20 protein-coding genes are annotated in these 21,771 nt (G+C 66.2%); 16 read left to right on the top strand and 4 right to left on the bottom strand.

Annotation, left to right across the window (positions count from 1 at the left end; all coding sequences use genetic code 11):
• The first annotated feature begins 200 nt into the window (after positions 1-200).
• The 9 genes from guaB (at position 201) to AC4D2W_RS08725 (ending at position 12,474) form a co-directional block, all read left to right on the top strand.
• Positions 201-1,721 (top strand): IMP dehydrogenase, encoded by a 1,521-nt coding sequence (gene guaB / locus AC4D2W_RS08685; RefSeq protein WP_490926487.1) that lies wholly within the window; start codon positions 201-203, stop codon positions 1,719-1,721.
• A 108-nt stretch (positions 1,722-1,829) separates the two neighbouring features.
• Positions 1,830-2,969 (top strand): GuaB3 family IMP dehydrogenase-related protein, encoded by a 1,140-nt coding sequence (locus tag AC4D2W_RS08690; protein WP_490926488.1) that lies wholly within the window; start codon positions 1,830-1,832, stop codon positions 2,967-2,969.
• A 59-nt stretch (positions 2,970-3,028) separates the two neighbouring features.
• The gene (locus tag AC4D2W_RS08695) at positions 3,029-4,753 is read left to right on the top strand and encodes a glycerol-3-phosphate dehydrogenase/oxidase (protein WP_490926489.1); all 1,725 of its coding nucleotides are present in this window, start codon (positions 3,029-3,031) and stop codon (positions 4,751-4,753) included.
• Positions 4,754-4,808: 55 nt separating this feature from the next.
• On the top strand, positions 4,809-5,249 hold the full coding sequence (locus tag AC4D2W_RS08700) for a PTS sugar transporter subunit IIA (RefSeq protein WP_490926823.1): 441 nt from the start codon (positions 4,809-4,811) through the stop codon (positions 5,247-5,249).
• Positions 5,250-5,312: 63 nt separating this feature from the next.
• Positions 5,313-6,137: an SURF1 family protein gene (locus AC4D2W_RS08705; protein ID WP_490926490.1), complete on the top strand. Its 825-nt coding sequence runs from the start codon at positions 5,313-5,315 to the stop codon at positions 6,135-6,137.
• Complete coding sequence (locus AC4D2W_RS08710) at positions 6,134-6,556, top strand: DUF3817 domain-containing protein (protein WP_490926491.1); 423 nt, start codon at positions 6,134-6,136, stop codon at positions 6,554-6,556. Before AC4D2W_RS08705 ends, AC4D2W_RS08710 begins: the two co-directional genes overlap by 4 nt.
• Positions 6,557-6,631: 75 nt before the next feature.
• On the top strand, positions 6,632-8,221 hold the full coding sequence (gene guaA / locus AC4D2W_RS08715; RefSeq protein WP_490926492.1) for a glutamine-hydrolyzing GMP synthase: 1,590 nt from the start codon (positions 6,632-6,634) through the stop codon (positions 8,219-8,221).
• Positions 8,222-8,356: 135 nt separating this feature from the next.
• Positions 8,357-12,265 (top strand): AAA family ATPase, encoded by a 3,909-nt coding sequence (locus AC4D2W_RS08720; protein WP_490926493.1) that lies wholly within the window; start codon positions 8,357-8,359, stop codon positions 12,263-12,265.
• On the top strand, positions 12,262-12,474 hold the full coding sequence (locus AC4D2W_RS08725; protein ID WP_490926494.1) for a hypothetical protein: 213 nt from the start codon (positions 12,262-12,264) through the stop codon (positions 12,472-12,474). Before AC4D2W_RS08720 ends, AC4D2W_RS08725 begins: the two co-directional genes overlap by 4 nt.
• Positions 12,475-12,483: 9 nt before the next feature.
• On the opposite strand, the gene cpaB is transcribed toward AC4D2W_RS08725, so the two are convergent.
• The 3 genes from cpaB to AC4D2W_RS08740 form a co-directional block, all read right to left on the bottom strand.
• Complete coding sequence (gene cpaB, locus AC4D2W_RS08730) at positions 12,484-13,089, bottom strand: Flp pilus assembly protein CpaB (protein ID WP_490926495.1); 606 nt, start codon at positions 13,087-13,089, stop codon at positions 12,484-12,486.
• 172 nt (positions 13,090-13,261) lie between these two features.
• Positions 13,262-13,582 carry an FmdB family zinc ribbon protein gene (locus AC4D2W_RS08735; protein ID WP_490926496.1) on the bottom strand — a complete coding sequence of 107 codons (321 nt, stop codon included), beginning with the start codon at positions 13,580-13,582 and terminating at the stop codon, positions 13,262-13,264.
• A 91-nt stretch (positions 13,583-13,673) separates the two neighbouring features.
• Complete coding sequence (locus AC4D2W_RS08740) at positions 13,674-14,297, bottom strand: 5-formyltetrahydrofolate cyclo-ligase (RefSeq protein WP_490926497.1); 624 nt, start codon at positions 14,295-14,297, stop codon at positions 13,674-13,676.
• Between the two features lie 79 nt (positions 14,298-14,376).
• Between AC4D2W_RS08740 and galU the strand changes: the two genes are divergently transcribed.
• The 4 genes from galU to AC4D2W_RS08760 all read left to right on the top strand — a co-directional run bounded on the left by galU (position 14,377) and on the right by AC4D2W_RS08760 (position 18,340).
• Positions 14,377-15,282 carry a UTP--glucose-1-phosphate uridylyltransferase GalU gene (gene galU / locus AC4D2W_RS08745; protein WP_490926498.1) on the top strand — a complete coding sequence of 302 codons (906 nt, stop codon included), beginning with the start codon at positions 14,377-14,379 and terminating at the stop codon, positions 15,280-15,282.
• Positions 15,283-15,286: 4 nt separating this feature from the next.
• The gene (locus AC4D2W_RS08750) at positions 15,287-15,901 is read left to right on the top strand and encodes a GNAT family N-acetyltransferase (RefSeq protein WP_490926499.1); all 615 of its coding nucleotides are present in this window, start codon (positions 15,287-15,289) and stop codon (positions 15,899-15,901) included.
• An 87-nt stretch (positions 15,902-15,988) separates the two neighbouring features.
• Positions 15,989-17,011: a hypothetical protein gene (locus AC4D2W_RS08755; RefSeq protein WP_490926500.1), complete on the top strand. Its 1,023-nt coding sequence runs from the start codon at positions 15,989-15,991 to the stop codon at positions 17,009-17,011.
• 39 nt (positions 17,012-17,050) lie between these two features.
• The gene (locus AC4D2W_RS08760) at positions 17,051-18,340 is read left to right on the top strand and encodes a phosphotransferase (protein WP_490926501.1); all 1,290 of its coding nucleotides are present in this window, start codon (positions 17,051-17,053) and stop codon (positions 18,338-18,340) included.
• Between the two features lie 12 nt (positions 18,341-18,352).
• Here AC4D2W_RS08760 and AC4D2W_RS08765 read toward each other — a convergent pair whose 3' ends face one another.
• Positions 18,353-18,826, bottom strand: coding sequence for an Lrp/AsnC family transcriptional regulator (locus AC4D2W_RS08765; RefSeq protein WP_490926502.1), 474 nt, complete (start codon positions 18,824-18,826; stop codon positions 18,353-18,355).
• Between the two features lie 177 nt (positions 18,827-19,003).
• On the opposite strand from AC4D2W_RS08765, the gene AC4D2W_RS08770 reads away from it, so the two are divergent.
• From AC4D2W_RS08770 to AC4D2W_RS08780, 3 genes are all read left to right on the top strand, one after another.
• Complete coding sequence (locus AC4D2W_RS08770; protein ID WP_490926503.1) at positions 19,004-20,254, top strand: MFS transporter; 1,251 nt, start codon at positions 19,004-19,006, stop codon at positions 20,252-20,254.
• A gap of 94 nt (positions 20,255-20,348) precedes the next feature.
• Positions 20,349-21,275, top strand: coding sequence for an N-acetylglucosamine kinase (locus AC4D2W_RS08775; RefSeq protein ID WP_490926504.1), 927 nt, complete (start codon positions 20,349-20,351; stop codon positions 21,273-21,275).
• Positions 21,268-21,714 (top strand): NUDIX domain-containing protein, encoded by a 447-nt coding sequence (locus AC4D2W_RS08780; protein WP_490926505.1) that lies wholly within the window; start codon positions 21,268-21,270, stop codon positions 21,712-21,714. The genes AC4D2W_RS08775 and AC4D2W_RS08780 overlap by 8 nt, the downstream gene beginning before the upstream one ends.
• Positions 21,715-21,771: the final 57 nt, after the last annotated feature.

A 21,771-nucleotide genomic window follows, 5' to 3' on the forward strand; every position in this document is an offset into this window, starting at 1 on the left:
GGCACCGGGGCTTTCGCGTGTCCGGGGATCTGCCCCTCCGCAGCAGGGGGCGGAACCGCTGTGATGGATGCCACCAGTAAGGATTTGGAATAGGGACCGGCCGTCTTTCGTTTTAGGATGGTAAGAAGCCCGCCGGTCCGTTCTCCGGCTTTTTCTTCCATTTCTCCATCCCTCCGGTCCTTCGCGAAAGAGGCGCAGTTTTGAGCCAGCAGTCCCCAGAGCATGACCCGTTCGGCTTCATCGGCCTGACCTACGACGACGTCCTGCTGCTGCCCGGCCCTACGGACGTCATTCCGTCCGAGGCGGACACCTCCTCACGGCTGTCCAAGCGGATCACCGTGCACACGCCGCTGCTTTCCGCTGCCATGGACACGGTCACGGAATCCCGCATGGCCATCGCCATGGCCCGCCAGGGCGGCCTCGGCGTTATCCACCGCAACCTGTCCATTCCGGACCAGGCTGAGCATGTGGACCGCGTCAAGCGCAGCGAATCCGGGATGATCACCAACCCGGTCACCATTTCCCCGGACGCCACCCTGCAGGAACTCGATGACCTGTGTGCGCATTTCCGCGTGTCCGGCCTGCCGGTCGTAGACGCGGAGAACAAGCTCCTGGGCATTGTGACCAACCGCGACACCCGCTTCATTCCGCGGGCAGACTACCCGCGCCGCAAGGTCAACGAAGTCATGACCCGCATGCCCCTGATTACCGGGCGCGTGGGCATCAGCGCCGAAGAGACCATGGAACTGCTGGGCAAGCACCGCATCGAGAAGCTGCCGCTGGTCGACGACGCCGGCCGCCTGCAGGGACTCATCACGGTCAAGGACTTCGACAAGGCCGAGCAGTACCCGCTGGCCACCAAGGACGAGGAAGGCCGCCTCCGGGTCGGTGCCGCCATCGGCTTCTTCGGTGACGGCTACGAGCGCGCAATGACCCTGGTTGAAGCCGGGGTGGACATCCTCGTGGTGGACACCGCCAACGGCCACAGTGCAGGCGTGCTGGACATGATCGCCCGCCTGAAAAAGGACCCCGCGGTTGCGCACGTGGACATCATCGGTGGACAGGCGGCCACCCGCGAGGGCGCGCAGGCCCTGATCGACGCCGGTGCTGACGCCATTAAGGTCGGCGTCGGACCCGGCTCCATCTGCACCACCCGTGTAGTGGCCGGTGTGGGCGTTCCCCAGATCACCGCCATCTATGAGGCCTCCAAGGCAGCCATCCCGGCCGGAGTGCCGCTGATCGCCGACGGCGGCCTGCAGTATTCGGGCGACATCGGCAAGGCCATCGTTGCCGGCGCCGACACCGTCATGCTGGGCGGCCTGCTCGCCGGTTCGGCTGAAAGCCCGGGCGACCTCGTATTCGTCAACGGCAAGCAGTTCAAGTCCTACCGGGGCATGGGTTCCCTGGGCGCCATGCAGAGCCGCGGCAAGAACACCTCCTACTCGAAGGACCGCTACTTCCAGGCGGACGTTCCCTCGGATGAGAAGCTGATCCCCGAAGGCATCGAAGGCCAGGTTCCCTACCGCGGACCGCTGTCCGCCGTGGCCCACCAGCTCGTGGGCGGCCTGCGTCAGACCATGTTCTACACCGGTGCACGCACCATCGAGGAGCTGAAGCAGAAGGGCAAGTTTGTCCGGATCACTCCGGCAGGCCTGAAGGAATCGCACCCGCACGACATCATGATGACTGCCGAGGCACCGAATTACGGCACCCGCCGCTAAGCCGCCAAGACCGGCGAAACAGCAGCAGCCGCGTCCCGTCCCGCACCGGGAAGGACGCGGCTGCTGCTGTTTTAAGCTCCGGGCGCGTGCCTGGGATAACCTAGGGGTGTGAGTAATGAGATTGAAATTGGCCGTGGCAAGCGTGGGCGCCGAGCCTACTCCCTCGATGATGTGGCAATTGTGCCGTCCCGGCGCACGCGGGACCCGCAGGACGTTTCAATCAACTGGCAGATAGACGCCTACCAGTTTGAGATGCCGGTCATGGGTGCTCCCATGGACTCGGTGATGTCCCCGGCTACGGCAATTGCCATGGGCAAGCTGGGCGGACTGGGCGTGCTGAACCTGGAGGGCCTGTGGACCCGCTACGAGGATCCGCAGCCCCTGCTGGATGAAATCGCCGTCCTGAGCCAGGAGAACTACAACCCCGCAGCCACCCGCCGGCTGCAGGAAATCTATGACGCACCCATCCAGGCGGAACTGATCACCTCCCGGCTCGCCGAAGTGCGCGACGCCGGTGTGACCGTTGCCGGGTCCCTGACCCCGCAGCGCACCCAGGAGTTCTACAAGACCGTATTGGCCGCCGGCGTGGACATCTTTGTCATCCGCGGCACCACCGTCTCCGCCGAGCACGTCTCCAAGACCGTTGAACCGCTGAACCTCAAGCAGTTCATCTACGAACTGGACGTTCCCGTCATCGTGGGCGGCGCCGCGGGCTACACCCCGGCCCTGCACCTGATGCGCACCGGCGCAGCAGGCGTCCTCGTCGGCTTCGGCGGGGGAGCAACCACCACCACCCGCCGCGCGCTGGGCATCCACGCCCCCATGGCCACCGCCATTGCCGATATCGCCGAGGCACGGCGCGATTACATGGATGAATCCGGCGGACGGTACGTCCACGTGATCGCCGACGGCGGCATGGGCACCAGCGGCGACATCGTCAAGGCCATCGCCATGGGCGCCGACGCCGTCATGCTCGGCTCCGCGCTGGCCCGCGCCGAGGAAGCTCCCGGCCAGGGATGGCACTGGGGCCAGGAGGCACACCACAGCGAACTTCCCCGCGGGGACCGGGTCCGGCTGGACACGGTTGGCCCGCTGCAGGAAGTCCTCTGGGGACCTTCGCACCACACCAACGGCACGTCCAACCTCATGGGCGCACTGCGGCGTGCCATGGCCACCACCGGTTACTCGGACGTGAAAGCGTTCCAGCGCATCGAGGTGCTTGTCGCGCCCTACCTATCCAGCATGTAGTTCCCTAGAGTGGCTGCAGCGGACGCAGCGCCGGCGGGTCCCAGAGAGGAATCTGTTCCATGAGCAAAGATGCACTCAGCCCGGAATACCGGGAAGACGCCCTGGCCGCGCTGCGGTCCACTGCAGAGCCAGGCCAGGAACTGGACATCCTGATTGTGGGCGGCGGCGTGGTGGGCGCCGGAGCAGCCCTGGACGCGGTGACCCGCGGGCTCAAGGTGGGCATGGTGGAGGCCCGGGACTGGGCCTCGGGCACGTCGTCGCGCTCCTCCAAGCTCATCCACGGCGGACTGCGGTACCTGGAGATGCTGGACTTCGCGCTGGTGGCGGAGGCACTCAAGGAACGCGGGCTCCTGATCCAGCGGATCGCTCCGCACCTGGTCAAGCCCGTACCGTTCCTGTACCCCCTGACACACCGCTTCTATGAGCGGCCCTATGTGGGTGCGGGCATCATGCTGTACGACACCATGGGACTGACCTCGGGCAACTCCCGCGGCGTGCCCATGCATAAGCACCTCAGCAAGAAATCCACGCTCCGGGCCGCGCCCAGCCTCAAGGATGACGCCATGATCGGCTCCATCCGCTACTACGATGCCCAGGTGGATGACGCCCGGTACGTGGCGAACATGGTCCGGACCGCGGCGCACTACGGCGCCACCGTGGCCAACCGGCTCTCCGTGGTGGATTTCCTGCGCGAAGGCGAACGCGTGGTGGGCGCCCGGGTCAAGGACTCCGAGTCCGGACGGGAATTCGACATCTTCGCCCGCCAGGTGGTCAACGCCACCGGGGTATGGACCGATGAAACACAGGCCATGGTCACCGACCGCGGGCAGCTGAAGGTCCGGGCCTCCAAGGGCGTGCACCTGGTGGTGCCGCGGGACCGGATCCAGTCCACCGTCGGCATGATCCTGCGTACGGAAAAGTCCGTCCTCTTTGTGATTCCCTGGGGCAGGCACTGGATTGTGGGCACCACGGACACGGACTGGAACCTGGACAAGGCACATCCCGCGGCCACCTCAGCGGACATCGACTACATCCTCGAGCACGTGAACCGGGTCCTCAAAACCCCGCTGACGCGCGAAGACGTTGAGGGCGTGTACGCCGGGCTGCGGCCGCTGCTCGCCGGCGAGAATGATTCCACGGCCAAACTGTCCCGCGAACACGTGGTGGCGCATCCGGTGCCGGGACTGGTGGTGGTGGCCGGCGGCAAGTGGACCACCTACCGCGTGATGGCTAAGGACGCCGTGGACGAGGCGGCCCGCGCCCTGGATGAGAAGGTGCCCGAAAGCTGCACCTCCACCATCCCGCTGTTGGGTGCGGTGGGCTACAAGGCCGCCTGGAACCGCCGGCACCGCACCGCAGAGCACTACGGGGTGCACGTGGCACGGGTGGAGCACCTGCTGAACCGCTACGGTTCCCTGGCTACCGAGGTCCTGGAACTGATCCGCCAGAACCCTGAGCTGGGGGAGCCCCTGCCGGGAGCCGACGACTACCTGCGCGCGGAAGTCGTGTACGCCACCACCGCCGAGGGGGCCCGCCATGTGGAAGACGTGCTGGCCCGCCGCACCCGCATCTCCATTGAGTCCTGGGACCGCGGAGTGTCCGCAGCTCCCGTCGTGGCGGAGCTGATGGCTCCTATCCTGAACTGGGGGCCCGAGCGGGTGCAGCAGGAAGTGGCCCATTACGAGGCACGGGTGGAAGCCGAACGGCTCAGCCAGGAACAGCCGGACGACATCTCGGCGGACGCCGCCCGGTTGAAGGCCCACGATATTGCGCCGCTCAGCTGAGGTGGAACCAGAGCTCTCCCTGCAGGAAAGGGACGCAGTGCTGACGGTGCCTGAAATGGTGATCCTGGAGATGGAGGCGGCCGACCGCACGGACGCCGCCGCGCAGCTTGCCCAGAAGATGTATGAGCAGGGGCGGATCGATGAGCTGGATGCCTTCCTCAAACAGGTAAACGCCCGGGAACATCAAATGGCCACCGGGCTGCCCGGCGGAATCGGCGTGCCGCATGCACGCAGTGAACATGTGCTGCAGACCTCGATTGCCGTGGGGATCACCCGCTACGGACACAGCATCGATTTTGGCGCGTCCGACGGCCCGGCCACCGTGATACTGCTCATAGCAACGCCCGCGGGTGCGTTCTCTGAACATCTGGAAGTCCTGGCCACCCTGGCGCGGTCTTTGTTCCGCCCGGCCTTTCGGGATTCACTCCGCCGGGCCAATGATCCCGAAGTCATTGCCGAACTGATTAACTCCTCGCTGGTCTTCTTTGACCACTGAGGGCTGCGGAGGCCAAGGCGCCGGCATTGGGTTTTCCGCACGTTTACGACGTACGGTTAAAGCGTGCTGAAAACTGCCCTGCAACCCCGCTGGATCCTCGCGCTGCTCTTTGCCCTCGCGCTGTCCGCGGTATTTGTCCTTCTGAGCCAGTGGCAGTTTTCAACCGCCGAGAGCGAGCCGCCTCCCGCAGCCTCCACCACCGAGGAAGTCCGGCCCCTGACCGATGTCTTCACCCCCGGGGTGGAAATGATGGGCAGTGCAGCTGACCAGGTGGTGTCCATGAACGGATCCTTCAACGACGAAGACACGGTGCTGATCAGCGAGCGGCTGTACGACGGTGAGACCGGCTACTGGGTGGTGACGGCTTTCGCCGTCGACGGAGCGCCTCAGGACGCCGTCATGCCGGTGGTCCGCGGCTGGGTTGCCGATCCGGACGACGTTGAGCCGGCCCCCTCCGGTGCCGCCGCCGTCGTCGGACGCCTTCTCCCGCCCGAAGGCCCGGTTCCGCAGGCTCCGGACGAGGACGGCATCCTGCCCAGCCTCGCCAGCGCCGAACTGATCAATGTCTGGGACACCCCGGGCTATGCCGGCTTTGTGTCCGCGAACGAGATCACCGTTGGCGGCGAGGCTGTCCCGACCGGCAGCATGCGCACCGTGGACGTGGCGGCCCAGCCCCAGGAAACCTCGGTAAACTGGATGAACATTTTTTATGCCGTCGAGTGGTTTGTCTTTGCCGGGTTCGCTGTTTTCCTGTGGTGGCGCCTCGTGGCGGATGCCTACCGGAGCTCCCTCGAGGACGACGACGAGTACTACGAAGACGACGACGAAGACGACGATGAGGGCCCCGCGCCCGTGCGTCCGGCCCCAACCAGTGAGGTACAAAAGTGAGTGATCCCACAACTGCAGCAGCCCGGAAACCGCGCCGGAAGAAGCGCCGTTTCGGCGGCACCCACGCGCAGATCCGTTCTGCCCTGACGTTTTACAAGGTGTTCGCCTACGTCACGGGTGTTTTCCTGCTGCTGCTGTGCGTGGAGATGATCCTCAAGTACGGCCTCAAAATCGAAGAAATCACCGTAGGCCCGCTGAACCTGTTCACCGGCGTCCTGATTGCGCACGGCTGGCTGTACGTGGTGTACCTGCTGTCCGACTTCCGCCTGTGGCAGCTTATGCGCTGGCCCTTCTCCAAGTTCATCCTGATTGCCCTGGGCGGTGTCGTCCCCTTCCTGTCCTTCATTGTGGAAGCCCGGACGCACAAGCAGGTCCTCGCCGAGCTGGCTGCACACCCCGAAGCCGCTAAGCGCTACTGAAAAACCGGGAGTGCTGCGCGCCACAGCCCGCCGGCGGATGTGCGGCTTGCAAGCTCCGGAGACTATCCTTGTAGGGTGACTAATTCCGCGACCCCTCCCATAGAAGAGCGCCCTGTCCTAGTTGTGGACTTCGGCGCCCAGTACGCACAGCTCATTGCCCGCCGGGTACGCGATGCAGATGTCTATTCCGAGGTGGTGCCCCACACCTGGACCACGGAACAGATCATGGCCAAGAACCCGGCAGCCATCATTCTTTCCGGCGGCCCCTCCAGCGTGTACGCGGAAGGTGCACCTGCTGTCAGCGAAGGCCTGTTCGACGCAGGTGTCCCCGTTCTGGGGATCTGCTACGGCTTCCAGGCCATGGCCAGCGTCCTCGGCGGCAAAGTCGCCGAGACAGGCCTGCGCGAGTACGGCTCCACCGACGCCACAGTGGTGGGCGGCGCCCGCTCCATCCTCGAAGGCACCCCCGAGCACCAGAACACCTGGATGAGCCACGGTGACAGCGTCCAGGAAGCCCCTCCCGGATTCGACGTCCTGGCCACCACCGCCGGCGCTCCGGTTGCCGCAATTGCAAACGAAGAGAAGCGTCTCTACGGCGTCCAGTGGCACCCCGAGGTTAAGCACTCCGTGCACGGCCAGTCCGTCCTGGAGAACTTCCTCTTCAAGGGTGCAGGACTGGACCGCAGCTGGACCACGGGGAACATTGTCGAAGAGCAGGTCGAAAAGATCCGCGAGCAGGTGGGCAGCGCCCGGGTGATCTGCGGACTCTCCGGCGGCGTCGACTCCGCCGTGGCAGCAGCACTGGTACAGCGCGCCGTCGGCGACCAGCTGACCTGCGTCTTCGTGGACCACGGCCTGCTGCGCGAAGGCGAAGCCGAGCAGGTGGAACGCGACTTCGTGGCATCCACCGGTGTCAACCTCTACGTCGCCAATGAGCAGCAGCGCTTCCTGGAAGCCCTGGCCGGCGTCACGGACCCCGAAACCAAGCGCAAGATTATTGGCCGTGAGTTCATCCGTGCGTTCGAAGAAGCTGAACGCGCCATTATGGCCGAGGCAGAAGCAACCGGTGAACCCATCCGCTTCCTGGTCCAGGGCACCCTGTACCCGGACGTCGTCGAATCCGGCGGCGGCGAGGGTGCAGCCAACATCAAGAGCCACCACAACGTGGGCGGCCTGCCCGAAGACCTGAAGTTCGAGCTGGTGGAACCGCTGCGCGCCCTGTTCAAGGACGAGGTCCGCGCCGTGGGCCGCGAGTTGGGCCTGCCGGCGGAAATCGTCGGACGTCAGCCCTTCCCCGGCCCGGGCCTGGGTATCCGCATCATCGGCGAGGTCAACCAGGAACGCCTGGATCTGCTGCGCCGCGCCGACGCCATCGCCCGCGCCGAGCTCACCGCAGCCGGCCTGGACAATGACGTGTGGCAGATGCCCGTTGTCCTGCTGGCAGATGTCCGCAGCGTGGGCGTCCAGGGTGACGGCCGGACCTACGGCCATCCGATCGTCCTGCGTCCGGTGTCCAGCGAGGACGCGATGACCGCTGACTGGTCACGCCTGCCGTACGACCTGCTGGCACGCATCTCCAACCGCATCACCAATGAAGTCGACGGGATCAACCGAGTGGTTCTGGACGTCACCTCCAAGCCGCCGGGAACCATCGAGTGGGAGTAGATTGACCGCGGGGGACAGCCGAACAGGCTGTCCCCCGCGTTGCTATGTCGGGCAAACCCGGCAAAAAGCGATAGTTTGGAAGGTATGCCAATTTGGTCAAGATCGTCGCGCGGAAGTGCAGAAAAGAGGGCATCAGTGTCTGAGCAGAATCCCGGGGACAACGCCTCGGACTTCCTGCTGCCGTGGCTGGGACAACTGGGACAGCATGCCGGATCGGACACGTTGCTTCACTTCACCCCGTCAGCGTCCAACAGCATCGACCTGACTCATGCGCATCCCTCAGGGCTGGCCCAGCTGCTGGCAGGACGCCGCACGCGGCTGTCCACCCTGCTGCGTGACTCGGAGCAGTACGGAGCGGCCATGAAGGCCGGGCGCCTCCTGCGCGCAAAAATCTACGAACTCGGCACGGACCGGGGGATCGACGTCGGCTATCTGGCTGCAGGTACGGCCTCCTGGCGCTACGCCGCGGACGACGCCGTCCGCCCCGAGTCGCTCACTGCTCCGGTGCTGCTGACTCCGATTTCACTGACCGTACACCCGTCCCAGGACGACTATGAGCTTCAGCTGACGGACAAGGCAGCCCTGAACCCGGCATTTGTCCGCCACCTGCAGTACGAGCAGAACCTGGACCTCGATGCGGAAGCCCTGGCCCGCCTGGCCTACGGCACCGCGCGCCTTGATCCGCATCCCGTGCTGGAGAAACTGCGGGCTGTCACGGAGGGTGTCCGGGGCATCAACATTGAACACCAGCTGCTGGTGTCCACCTTCGCCGACCTCTCGGATTTGGCCGAGGACAGCGCCCTGGATCCGGCGCACCCCATCCTGCGCGCGCTCATGGATGCTGCCCGCGGCAAGACTCCCTCCATCCCGGAAATGACGGACCCCGGACTCCCGCCCCTTGACGACCGGCTTCCCGCGGATGAGCTGCTGATCCTGGACGCTGACAGCGAGCAGCAGGACGTCCTGGACCTGATCCTGGACGGCCAGTCCATGGTGGTCTCATCGCCTCCCGGGACGGGCCAGACGCAGACTGCCCTCAACGCCGCTGCCGCGCTGATGCATGCCGGCAAGTCCGTGCTTGTGGTTGCCGAACGCCGGGGAACACTGAACCAGTTTGTCTCCGAGCTTGATTCCCTCCACCTGGGATCCGCGGTCCTGCAGCTCAACGCCGGTTTGACCGAGCAGCAGATCAAGGACCAGCTGGTGAGGGCCATTGTCCGGAACGAGAAGTCCACAGCTCCCGAGCTGGAGAGCCTGCACCGGGTCCTGGTCTCCAACCGGCATCAGCTGCGCGACCATGTGAAGTCCCTTCACAACGTCCGCGACCGCTGGGGCTGCTCGCCCTACCAGGCCATGCAGTCCCTGGCGGAGCTCACCTCCATGTCCCCGGCACCGGCCACGCCTGTCCGGCTGAAGCGGAGTGTGCTGGACAGCATCACTGACCGCACCGAGCTGACCGGCCGGCTCCGCCGGGCCGCCGAGCTGGGAAGCTTCAGCCGTGCAGCCACCAGCAGCCCCTGGTTCGGCGCCAAACTGCTCAACCGCAAGGAAACCGAAGAAGCCTTCGAGTTGACCCAGAGCCTGGCCAAGGACCTTCCCGAGCTCCGCGCGCAGGTGCTGGCTGTTGCCGAGCACTCACAGATCCGGCTGGGGGAAACCTTTTCCCAGTGGGGCGAGCAGCTTGAACTGATGGTCGCCGTGCGTGAAAGCCTGGACAAGTTCACCCCGGATATCTTTGACCGCCCGGTGAGCGACCTGATTTCCGCCACAGCTTCTTCATCCTGGCGCCGCGAACGCGCCGTGGACATGAGCTCCATGACCCGCTCCCGGCTCCGGCGCGTGGCCAAGGAATACATCCGTCCCGGCGTGCACATTTCGGACCTGCATTCCTCCCTCGTTGAGGTCCAGCAGCAGCGCGCGGTATGGGCACGGTACGCCACTACCCAGCGCCATCCGTCAGTGCCTACAGGACTGGCGGACATCAACCGGTCCTACATCACCGTCAAGGACCAGCTGGACACCCTCACCGGCATCCTCGAGGGAACCCCGAACAAGCCGGACCTCGCGGAGCTGCCCCTGGATGAGCTGGAGAAGCAGCTCGATGCTTTGGCCGGGGACCGCGAGACACTGGAAACGCTGCCGGAACGCACCCTGCTGCTGGACGAAATGCGGGACCAGGGCCTGGGCGAACTGCTTGACGACCTTGAAGCCCGTGAAGTAGAGGCCCGCCAGGTGGGTTATGAGCTGGAACTGGCCTGGTGGCAGTCTGCCCTTGAAGCCATGATCAGCGGCGACGACTACCTCGCCATGTCCGATGGTGACAGCCTGCGCCGTCTGGAAGCCGAATACCGGCTGGCAGACAACGCCCATATTGCCTCCGGCAGTTCACGGGTCCGGTCTTCCCTGGCTGACCGCTGGCGCCGCGGCGTCAAGGCATCGGAATCCGATGCCACGATCCTGCGTGACGCCATCAAGAACGGTCCGCTGACGCTGGCGGACCTGTGCACGCAGTCCCCGGAACTGGTTTCTTCGCTGCTGCCGGTCTGGACCGCCAGCCCGCTGGTCCTGCCGATGGTCCTGCCCGGCAACTGGTCCTTTGACGCAGTCCTGGTGCTCGACGCCGAGTCCACCTCCCTGCAGGCCGCTGTTCCCGCCCTGGCGCGTGCCGCGCAGGTGGTGGCGTTCGGCGACGGACAGCTTGGCGGCCCGCGTCCTTTCACGATCGGCGTGGAGCCCGTACCGGCAGCCGCGGTGCAGCAGGACATGGTGAGTATTTTTGAAGCCCTGACCAAGATCCTTCCCACCCGCACCCTGTCCACTGTCTACCGCGGTACGGACCGTGCGCTGCTGAACCAGCTGAGCCGCAGTTTTTACGACGGCCGGCTGACCACTGTTCCGCGCGGCTCCGACATTTCCTCCAACGAACGCTCGCTGGTTGTCGAATATCTTGCGGACGGCACCGGCATGCCCAGTTCGGAGCATGAAGGCGTGGAAAGCGTCGCGGCCGAAGTGAACCGAGTGGTTGACCTGGTGTTCGAGCACATCCGCCGCCGCCCCCACGAGTCACTTGCCGTGGTTACGGCAAGCCCGCGGCACGCCGTACGGGTTGCCGAAGCAATCCGAGTCCAAATGGCCAACTTCCCGTGGGCCTCGGACTTCTTCACCCCGGGCAAGGAATCCTTCCGTGTGGTTCCGGTGGACCGGGCAGCGGGGCTGGTTCGGGACAGCGTGATCTTCTCGCTTGGTTTCGGCCGCACCCCGCACGGCCGCGCGCTGCACACTTTCGGTCCTCTCTCCTCGTCCCACGGGCGTGGAAAGTTCCTCACCGCCATGACCCGCGCACGCAGCAGGATGCACGTCCTGACCTGCTTCCGGCCTGAGGATCTGGACAAAACACGGTTGGGCTACGGTGCTCTGGACTTCTACGAGCTCATCAGCCGTGAACTGGATTCATCCGCAGCAAACACCGCCCGGCGCAGCAGCGCGGCAGCGGATTCCGCTTCCCGCAGGTCCGACGGCGCGGGCGGAATCATGGATGAAGATGCCCTGGTGGCAGATCTGGTGGAGCGGCTGCGCGCCCGCGGCGCCAAAGTCTGGGACCACTATCAGGGAACCATCGACATTGTGGCCACGGTTGACCGCAGCAACGCTGACGGTGAACCGACCGTGCCCATGGCCATTGAGTCTGACGGCACGGAGCATTACCGGACCATGAGTGTGCGTGAACGCAGCCGGCTGCGGCCGCAGCTGCTGGAACGGATGGGGTGGCGCTACATGCCGCTGTGGACCATAGAGGTCTTCAGCGACCCGTCCGCCTGCGCCGACCTGGTGGGACGCTATCTGAACCTGCCCGCTCCCCGTGAAAATGACGGAAGGTCCGCCCGAACCGGGGGCACCTCGGTGAGCGGCTCACTTGCGCGCCGCGGCAGCCTTCGCTCAGCTCCTCACGGCAGCACCCGGGCGAAGGCAAGGACTGCGGATTCAGCCCAGCCCGCGCAGGCTAACGGTTCGGAAGGCCCTGCACAGGAGGCGCACCGGCCGTGACGCCGAGGAAGCCGCACCGCCGCGCCAGCGGAGGAACCGTCAGCGAGAAGGCAAACCGGGAGACGCCTCCGGCGGCTGCCGGCAAGCCTTCCGCTGAACGGGCGGTCCCGAAGGTGAAGGCGGCCGAAGATGATCCCCGCGTATGGGGGGACGCACCGGAAGATCGGGATTCCTGGCTTCTGGAACAGCGTCCCCCGCACTGGGGCTAAGCCAGGGAACTAGCCGCCGGTCAGTATGAGATGGACCTGGCCGGTCCCCGATGCCGCCGCCAGGGCGGCAGCCTGCGCGGGGGCTGCTGCCAGCACCACCAGGGCACCGGTTTCAGCAGATCCCGGCCAGGCCGAAGCGCCGTCGGCCGCAGTCCACAGCACCGGCACAGCGGAGGCCAAAAGAACGGGATCTGCGGATACTTGGCCGTCCGAACTGCCCGCCACCACGTCCACCAGCTGCCCCGGAGAGAGCAACCGCGCCATGGCCGGATCTGCGGGGCGGACGGACACCGCAACTGTCCCGGGCGGAGCTCCGGTCAGGAGTCCGGTTCCCACCAGGGATGTCTGCATCAGCGGACTGCCGCGGGTTAGGGGAGTGGCCAGCCGCCGGCCGGCAGCCTGATCGGGCGAGGTAAAGGAATCCGGCGGGACGGCTGCCTCGGGCACCGCGACCGTGCGGAGGTCCCCGGCGGTGAGCACTGCACCCGCGGGCAGATCCGCGGCGGAGACCACCAACGCATGGCCGCCGGACTCCGGAGGCAGCAGCGACTGGACGGCAACTCCGGCTGCAGCGCAGCACGTCAGGGCGACAAGCAGACGCCGCCTACGCAGCATGAACCGCCGCAGACGGAGCATAAGGCTGGAAGCAGAGCGGGAAGTTACCGCTGGATATGGATGCACCCTCCGACCGTAGGTCGGATGCACGCCGGGCGAAGACTGCCCCGGGGAATTGTGGATGGCCCCTCCCCGGACGTCCGGTGGGGAGGAGGGCTATCGATCGAGGTACCTAGGAGGCGGAGGAACCGGCCCCGGCCGATGCGCCTGCTGCAGAGGAGGAAGCTGAAGAGTCCGAACCTGAAGATGCCTTGGCAGGGGCGGAGGCGGGAGATGAGTCCGTCTTGGAAGGGGCCGCGGGAACCGAGTTCTTCGCGTCGCGCGAATCGGTGCGGTAGAAACCGGACCCCTTGAAGACCACGCCTACGCTGTTGAATTTCTTGCGCAGGTTGCCGCTGCAGGCAGGGCACACCGTCAGGGTGTCATCGGTAAAGGACTGCTGGATGTCAAAAGCGTGACCGCAGTCCTTGCAGGCATAGGCATACGTAGGCACTGTTACTTACTCCTCCTGAGAACCAAGATGTCAGGCCCCCGGCCGGGCTGGCCCGTCGGAAACGGCAGCTGGCACTCGGTGGCCTTGAGTGCTAACTATACACCGGGGGTGCCGGGAGCTCCGTCCACTGTGAGGGGGTCAACACGCCGGTGACGGGCTGATCCAGGGAATCGGAGATCCAGGACCCTGCGGGAGCAAATTCGGAGTCATAGACCACAGCCACCGCGGGAATCGAATTGCCGGCCGACCGCAGTTCCGCCAGGAAACGGTCGTAGTAGCCGCCGCCCTTCCCCAGCCGCACTCCGTCCCGGTCGACGGCCAGGGCGGGAACGAGGAGAAGTCTCAGGTCTGGAAGATCCTCCACCGGCAGGCGCGGTCCGGCAGGTTCGGGAACGGATGGGAACAACCCCGGCACAAGAGGCACCCCGGGTGTCCACCGGCACCAGGAGAGCATCCGGTCCGGCTCGCAGACGGGCACGACGACGTCGTATCCGCGCTCATGCAGCCCTGTCAGCAGCGGCGCAGTGTCCGGTTCCCGTCCCGCCGAGAGATACGCGGCAACGGTGGCCGAAGAAGGAACAATATCCGCCATGGCGCTGAACGCCCGGGCGGCAAGTGCGCGGCCGGCAGCCGGCGGGACGTCAGCGGGAAGCTCCCGGCGGCGCCTGCGGTAGGCGGTCCGGGCAACGTCCTTGGGAACAGCAGAGCCAATCATGTGTCCATTGTCGCAAATGGCCCTTGCCAAATGACGGGCATTTGGGAAAAAGGGGCCGTGCTTATGTACTCTTACGGACATGACTTCTCGCGCCACCGTAACCAAAGCCGTAATTCCCGCAGCCGGGTTGGGTACCCGTTTTCTGCCGGCAACTAAAGCCATGCCGAAGGAAATGCTGCCGGTAGTTGATAAACCCGCCATCCAGTATGTGGTGGAAGAAGCGGTAAATTCCGGTATGTCGGACATCCTGATGATCACCGGCCGCAACAAGCGTTCGCTGGAAGATCATTTTGACCGCGTTCCCTTCATCGAAAAAACGCTGGAAGACAAGGGCGACCTTGAAAAGCTGGCCATGGTCCGGGCGGCTTCCGAACTGGGAGAAATCCACTACCTGCGCCAGGGCGACCCCAAGGGTCTGGGCCACGCAGTGCTGCGTGCCAAGCTTCACGTGGGCAACGAACCATTTGCCGTACTGCTCGGTGATGACCTGATCGACGCCCGTGACGAACTTCTGACGAAAATGGTGGAGGTCCAGGCCAAGACCGGCGGCTCGGTCATCGCACTGATCGAAGTTGAGCCCTCCCAGATCAGCGCCTACGGCTGCGCCGACATCTCCGTGGTCGAGGGTGAAGATTACGTCCGCGTGAACAAGCTGGTGGAAAAGCCCGATGTTGACGAGGCGCCCTCCAACCTTGCGGTCATCGGCCGCTACGTCCTGCATCCGTCAGTCTTTGAAGTGCTGGAGAACACCGGCCCCGGCCGCGGCGGAGAAATCCAGCTGACCGATGCGCTGCAGACCCTCGCCGCCCGCGAAGAGGGCGAAGGCGCCGGAGTTTACGGCGTCGTGTTCCGCGGCCGCCGCTACGACACCGGTGACAAGCTCAGCTACCTGAAGGCAGTTGTGTCGCTGGCCTCCGAGCGCGAGGACCTTGGCCCGGACCTGCGCGAGTGGCTCAAGGAATTCACCGGGACTCTCGAAAGCTGATGCTGTGTGGGGGTCGGCCATCTGGCCGGTAACGCTGGAATGCGGTGACGTGGGGCTGCGCCCCATCCGCTACCGCGACCAGCGTGAATGGACCGGCCTCCGCAGCCGCAATGCCGCCTGGATGGCACCCTGGGAAGCGAGCAACCCCCTTCCCGGCGGAGACCTGCCGTCCTACGCGGGCATGGTGCGCAGCCTGAATCAGCAGGCCCGTCAGGATTCCGCGCTTCCGTTCGTCATCACCGAACGCGACGATCTGCGTTCGGTGCCGGCGATTGCCGGCCAGCTGACCGTCTCGACCATCGTCTGGGGATCTGCCCGCATGGCAACCCTGGGCTACTGGGTGGACGAGGCAAGAGCCGGCCGCGGGATCGCACCGACGGCAGTCGCACTGGCCACCGACCATTGTTTTCAGTCGCTCGGACTGCACCGCATGGAAATCAACATCAGGCCGGAAAACGCAGCCAGCCTTCGCGTTGTTGAAAAGCTGGGTTTCCGTGACGAGGGACTGCGGAAACGGTACCTGCATATCGCGGGGCAGTGGGCGGACCACCGAAGTTTTGCGCTGACAACCGAAGACGTGCCCGACGGCCTGCTGAAACGATGGCTGGCGTCCCGATAAGGGAAAATGGATCTTTTTTGCCGGTGAAGCCCGACACACCGGCAGTAATGCGCTGTCCGATGTGGACTTTCTCATACCGTCATAGGTGTGGACTTCCCTCTTAACAGCTCCCTGATCCTGGCCGTCACCGTTGGTCTCTGGCTGCTGTGGGTTGCCCCCTATTTTTTCCGCCGATCCAAGACCGCTGGCACGCCTGCCGCTACGGCACCCGCAGCTGCCGCACCCGCGGTCCTGCCGGCTCCCTCGTCAACAGCCATCCGCTCTTCCATCTCCGCCGATGGACTGTCCCAGCAGGGGAACACCATGCATAACGACTCTTTCCAGCAGCCCGGACACCCCGCAACAGGAACCGGCTCCGCCCCCGCTGCCCGGGGCGCCGCGGGCACGCCGGAAACAGCTCAGCCGCACTCCGATTTCTCGATCCGCTACGGCCGGACCGCCCTGGCCCTCGCCGGCGCCCTGGCCCTCGCCGTCGTCGTCATTGGGCTGCCGCTGGCCGTTTTCGGTGCTGCCTCATGGTGGCTGCCGGTGAACTCCCTGCTCGTGGCTGCAGGGGCGGTCGCCTCGTTGCGCGCCCTGGCCGTGCGGGACCGGCGGCTTCGCGTGGAGGCAGCGTTCCGTGACGCCATGAGCGTGGGCCGGCAGCTGCCGCCCGCGCCGCAGCCCGATCCGGAGCCCCTGCCTGTTCCCGAGAAACCCGTGCAGCGGCGGGAAACGGTCCTGTTCGACCGAGAGAACTCGGGCGCAAAAGCCGCCGCGGGCAAGGGCGCGTCCGCCGAAGCGAAGATCATTACGGCACCGGGATCTTCGGACCGCCCGCTGACTCCGGCGGAACTTCGCACCGCCGCTCTTGAGAGTGCAGCCGCTTCGGCGAAGAAGTCTTCGGACCGTCCCGCAGGCCCGCCCAAAACCTCCACCACGCCTTGGGAACCCGTAGCTGTTCCCAAGCCCATCTATGTTGAAGCACCCGTGGCACAGCGTCCCGTTCCGGCACCCCTGGTCCCGCCGCAGACGCCCAAGTCCACCGCCCGGACCCCCCTGCGCCCCGGTGCAGCCCCGGTGACCGGCAAGATCAACCTGGATGATGTCCTGCAGCGCCGCCGCGCCTAGAACACCGCGTCGACGCCGAACCGGCAGGAACCGCACAGCATGAACCGCAGCATGAACCGCAGCGCCCGGACCGTCGTGACCGGCGCGGAAGCTGTGCATAAAGCCAGGCTGGAGGGCCCGGACATGTCCGGGCCCCTGACAGCGGCACTGCGCCCCCTGGGGCTGGTGCCGCTTTCCTTTACCCACCTGCGCTCCCATCACCGGCCGGGTGCCGGCGTCAGCGCCCTCTACCGGGTGCAGGCCGTGCCCCGCCGCCGGGGCTCCGCCGGCCAGGCGGCAGGCGGACCGGTGCGCCTTCAGATCGGTGCCACCACGGCGTCTCTTACCCCGGAACAAAGCAGGAACACGGTGCGGGGTGCAGTGGGCAACACGGACATGCGGCTCTGGGTACACCCGCGCGACCCTGTCCTGACGGGGCTGCCCTGGGCCACCAATGCCGCCGCCGTCGCGCGCGGTCTGTTCGGCGGAGAAACGGACGGCGAGCACGCCGTGCTGGAGCTGGCCGCTTACCGCCCCCTGCGCCGGGCGGTAATCCGGGCGACCTTCAAAGAATCCACCGTGTATCTGAAAGTCCCGCAGCCGGATCTGGCCGCGGGTCTGCGTCGCCGTGTGGAAGTGGCAGCTGCCGCCGGCCTGCCGGTTCCGCCGTTGCTGGCCATCGCACCGGGAGAAAATCCCGCATCGACGTCGGTCCTGGCGCTGGGCGCGCTGCCCGGCCAGTCCCTCCACCGCCGGCTCAGCTCCGTCCATGATGCGGATTTTGATCCGGACGCCCTGACGGATCTTCTGGCCGGGCTCCCCGCCGCGGCCCTTGAATTTCCGCGCAGACCGTCCTGGTCCGAGCGGGTACTGGATTATGCAGCGGCTTCGGCTGCAGTGCTTCCGGCCTGCGCAGAGCGGATCATGAACGGTGCCAGGGAAGCCGACGCCGCCGTCCGTGCCGCGGATGCCGGACCGGTGGTGCCGGTCCACGGCGACTTTCACGGTGGAAACCTGCTGGCCCTTTCCGGCAGCGGCGGTCCTGAACTCAGCGGACTGCTGGATCTGGACGGGCTCGGACCCGGACACCGGGTGGATGACTTGGCGTGTTTCCTCGGGCATCTGTTCGTTTTTGCCGCGTTGAATCCCAGTGTCCATGCACTGCGCAGCACCGCCGAACGGTGCGCTGCAGCGTTCGCAGCGCAGACGGACCCGGCGGCACTCTACTCGCGGTCCGGCGCCGTCGCACTGACACTGGTTGCCGGAGCCGCCGGCCGGGGACGCCTGGGTGCAGAACAAACGCTCGCCGCGGCAGAAGAACTCCTGGGCCGCTGCCGCAGCAGTTCCTGATAAGCGGCCGCCCTAGAAGGTCGGCGCCAGCTTTTCCAGCAACGGCTCGGTCCGGTACGGGATGTGTTCGTGCAGCGCCAGCACCGTTTCGCTGCGGATGACCCCCTTGATCCGCAGCACAGAGCGCAGGGCCTGCTGCAGGTGCTGGGTGTCCGTGGCGGTGAGGCGGCACCAGACGTCGCCGCGGCCGGAGATCTCATGCACCTCAAGGATCTGCGGAAGGGTCCGCAGTCCCGCAATGACCGTATCCAGTTCCCGGTGGGAGACCTCGAGGGTCACGAAGGCGAGGACGTCATATCCCAGGCGGGCCAGGTCGACGTCGCGTCCGCCCGAGCGGATCAGCCCGGCCCGGTCCAGGTGCTTTAAGTGGCTTTGGGTGGTGTTGCGGGCAATGCCCAGCGTTTCACTGAGCTCGCCAATCTGCGCGCGGGGATCCCGAACCAGTTCCAGCAGCAGCTTCAGGTCAAGGGCGTCGAGGTTGCCCATAGCGCTCATCTCCTCTCAACGAAAACGGAGATATTGATCAAAACCGTCAAAATCGGGCACATTTGGCTCGGATCGGGTGCAGCAGGCTCCATCCTAAAGGGAATTCCATCAGAACCGTTCACGCGGTGACAAATGGATGGGCCATCGGCACCGAGCAAAAAGGGTAGGAAAAGCGCGTTGACAGTCCTTAGTGAACTGCGGATGCAGCCGGCTCCGGCCGGACGCCGCGAATGGGACGCTGCCCGCCGGCCGCGGCTGCTCCTGACCCTCGCGGTCATGACCATGCTGCTGGTGGGCGCCAATATCGCCACCCCGCTCTATCCACTGCTGGGAGACCGCCTGGGGCTGACCTCCTTTGGTGTCACCGTGGCCTTCGCCTCCTATGTCATTGTCCTGGTGGCGGGACTGCTGCTGGTGGGGCACTGGTCCGACTTCATCGGCCGCCGGGCAGCCCTGGTGCTCGCCGGCGTCGTGAGCCTTGTGGGCGGCGTGCTGTTTGGAACCGCAACAGGCATGGGCGCCCTAATTGTCGGGCGTGCCCTGCAGGGAGCATCGGTGGCGCTGGCCACGGGTGCCAGCTCCGCGGCGCTGCGGGAACTGCTGCCGCACCGTCCGGAATGGGCCACCCGCTTCACACTGATGGTTTCTGCCGGGGGAGTGGCAGCGGGACCGGTGATCGGCGGCCTGCTCTCGCTGCTTCCCGCGCCCACGCTCACGCCGTTCCTGATCCATTCCGCCGTCCTGGCGGGGCTGTTGATTCCCCTGTGCCGGATCAAGGCCCGTCCCGCCATTGCCGCTCCGCCGCCCGGCCGTGCGCTGAAGGCACTGCGGCCCCGGCGGCTGGCCGTTTCCCACCGGGCCCGGGCCCAGTTCTGGATGGCTTCGGTCACCGGATTCCTGAGCTTCGCCGTCTTCGGCTTCTACCTGTCCCTGGCGCCGACGTACTTCGCCGGCATTGCCGGGACATCCTCACGGCCCGTCATCGGACTGCTGGCCGCCCTGGCCCTGGCCGCCTCCGCCGTCAGCCAGCTCACCGGCATCCGCGGCCGCTGGGTGGTTCCGGGCGGCCTGGCCCTGATGGCCACGGGCGTTGCCCTCATCCCGGCCGCCGGCGCCCTGGGCAGCGTGCCCCTCCTGGTGGTTGCGTCCCTGGCAGCAGGATTCGGCCAGGGCATGGCGTTCCGTGCCGTCTTCAATGACGTTGCGGCGAGCGTTGAGGCCGCCCAGCACGCGCAGATCATCAGCACGGTGTACGTCATTACCTACCTGGGCAGCGCGATTCCCGTCCTGGGCCTGGGTGCTGCCGGTGCAGCCTGGGGTTTGTCGGTGTCGGTCATCTGGTTTGCCGCGGCTATTGCCGTGAGCTGCATGGTCCTGTGCATTTTCGCCCTGGTCCGGACCGTCCGCGCCGCCCGGCGCGGAGCCTGACCGCTTTGGCTCCGGATCCTGCGGAAGGACCGGGCGGCCCCTGACCGCTGCCTAAGACGTGCCGATCGGTGCCGACGGAAAGTAGGCTGGGCAAATGGATATTTTGCGGGGCGAACCAGCCGCGGGTTCCGGCACCCGAGTCATCGGGCTGGACATCGGCGGAACCAAGACCCACGGGCTGCTCCTGGTGGACGGCGTCCCCGCGGCCGAGGCCATGGCCGGCAGCGCCAATGTTCAGAACGTGAGCCCGGCGCAGGCAGCGGCCAACCTGGCGGAAATCTTTGCCTCCCTGGGAGCCGGAACGGTGCACCGCGTCATTGCCGGCTCCGGCGGCATTGACACCGACGACGACGCCGCCGCCCTCCGCACGCTGATCAGCCCGCATGTGCCGGGCGCGGTGGTGGACGTCATCCACGACACGCGGCTCATTCTGGCGGCGGGTGAAAGCCCGGCAGGCATTGCCCTGATCGCCGGCACCGGATCGGTGGCTTGGGGACTGAGCCCCTCAGGCGAAGAGGCACGCTCGGGCGGCTGGGGCTATCTCCTGGGGGACGAGGGCAGCGGCTACTGGGTGGGCCGGGAAGCCGTGCGCCACACCCTGCGCCGCTTCAACCTCGGACAGGAACCCGATGAGCTGTCCGTCCTGCTGCTTGCCGCCTGCTCGGTTGACGAACCGGAGGAGCTGATTTCCCTGTTTCACTCCGCCGAAACCGGCAGGCGGTACTGGGCGTCCAAATCATCCGTCGTCTTTGCTGCTGCCGTGCAGGGCAGCGCCGCCGCACTGGAAATTGTGGCGGCCGCGGCACGCCACCTGGCCGGGCTGGCTGCGGATACCGCGCGCCTGCTCGGCATCGACGGACCGGTGGTGGTTGGCGGCGGGCTTGGAATGAACCAGCCGCTGCTGCAGGAGCGCCTGCGGCAGGATCTGGAGCGGTCCGGACTGACCGGCATCCGGTTCCTGGCACAGGACCCCGTCCACGGCGTACGGTACCTGGCCGGACAGGACATCCAGCGTGGCTGATTTCGACACGCGCGTCGGCGCCTATGCCGTCATCATCCGCGACGGCAGCATCCTCCTGTCCCACTGGAGGGACCACGGCTATTCGAGCTGGACCCTGCCCGGCGGGGGACTGGAAATGCGCGAAGACGCTCCCGCCGCCGTCATCCGGGAGGTCCGCGAGGAAACCGGTTACGACGTGGAGCTGGAAGAGCTGCTCGGGGTGGACAGCATCTTCATCCCGCCCGAACACCGGTTCCCCGGTGAACATCCCCGGCTCCTCCACGCGCTGCGGATTATTTACCGGGCACGGGTAACCTCGGGGGTGCTGACCCACGAACTCGGCGGCAGCACGGACCAGGCGGCCTGGGTGCCGCTGGAGCAGGTTGCCGAGCTGGGCGAAGCCGCCCTGATACAGGTGGGGCTGGAGATGGCCATCCGGACGCCCGCCGGTTCCGAATGAACTCAGAACGAACTGCTGGACTGCGTCCACCGTGTGTCCTACCGTGAACACACGGCA

The sequence above is a fragment of the Arthrobacter sp. TJ-58 genome, assembly GCF_058269295.1.

Bases quoted from the DNA above. Each gene is read 5' to 3' on its own strand.
- AC4D2W_RS08740 (WP_490926497.1), bottom strand. From the start codon at position 14,297: ATGATTGGCTCTGCTGTTCCCAAGGACGTTGCCCGGACCGCCTACCGC.
- galU (WP_490926498.1), top strand. From the start codon at position 14,377: ATGACTTCTCGCGCCACCGTAACCAAAGCCGTAATTCCCGCAGCCGGG.
- AC4D2W_RS08695 (WP_490926489.1), top strand. From the start codon at position 3,029: ATGAGCAAAGATGCACTCAGCCCGGAATACCGGGAAGACGCCCTGGCC.
- AC4D2W_RS08775 (WP_490926504.1), top strand. From the start codon at position 20,349: ATGGATATTTTGCGGGGCGAACCAGCCGCGGGTTCCGGCACCCGAGTC.
- AC4D2W_RS08765 (WP_490926502.1), bottom strand. From the start codon at position 18,826: ATGGGCAACCTCGACGCCCTTGACCTGAAGCTGCTGCTGGAACTGGTT.
- cpaB (WP_490926495.1), bottom strand. From the start codon at position 13,089: ATGCTGCGTAGGCGGCGTCTGCTTGTCGCCCTGACGTGCTGCGCTGCA.
- AC4D2W_RS08700 (WP_490926823.1), top strand. From the start codon at position 4,809: ATGGTGATCCTGGAGATGGAGGCGGCCGACCGCACGGACGCCGCCGCG.
- AC4D2W_RS08760 (WP_490926501.1), top strand. From the start codon at position 17,051: ATGAACCGCAGCATGAACCGCAGCGCCCGGACCGTCGTGACCGGCGCG.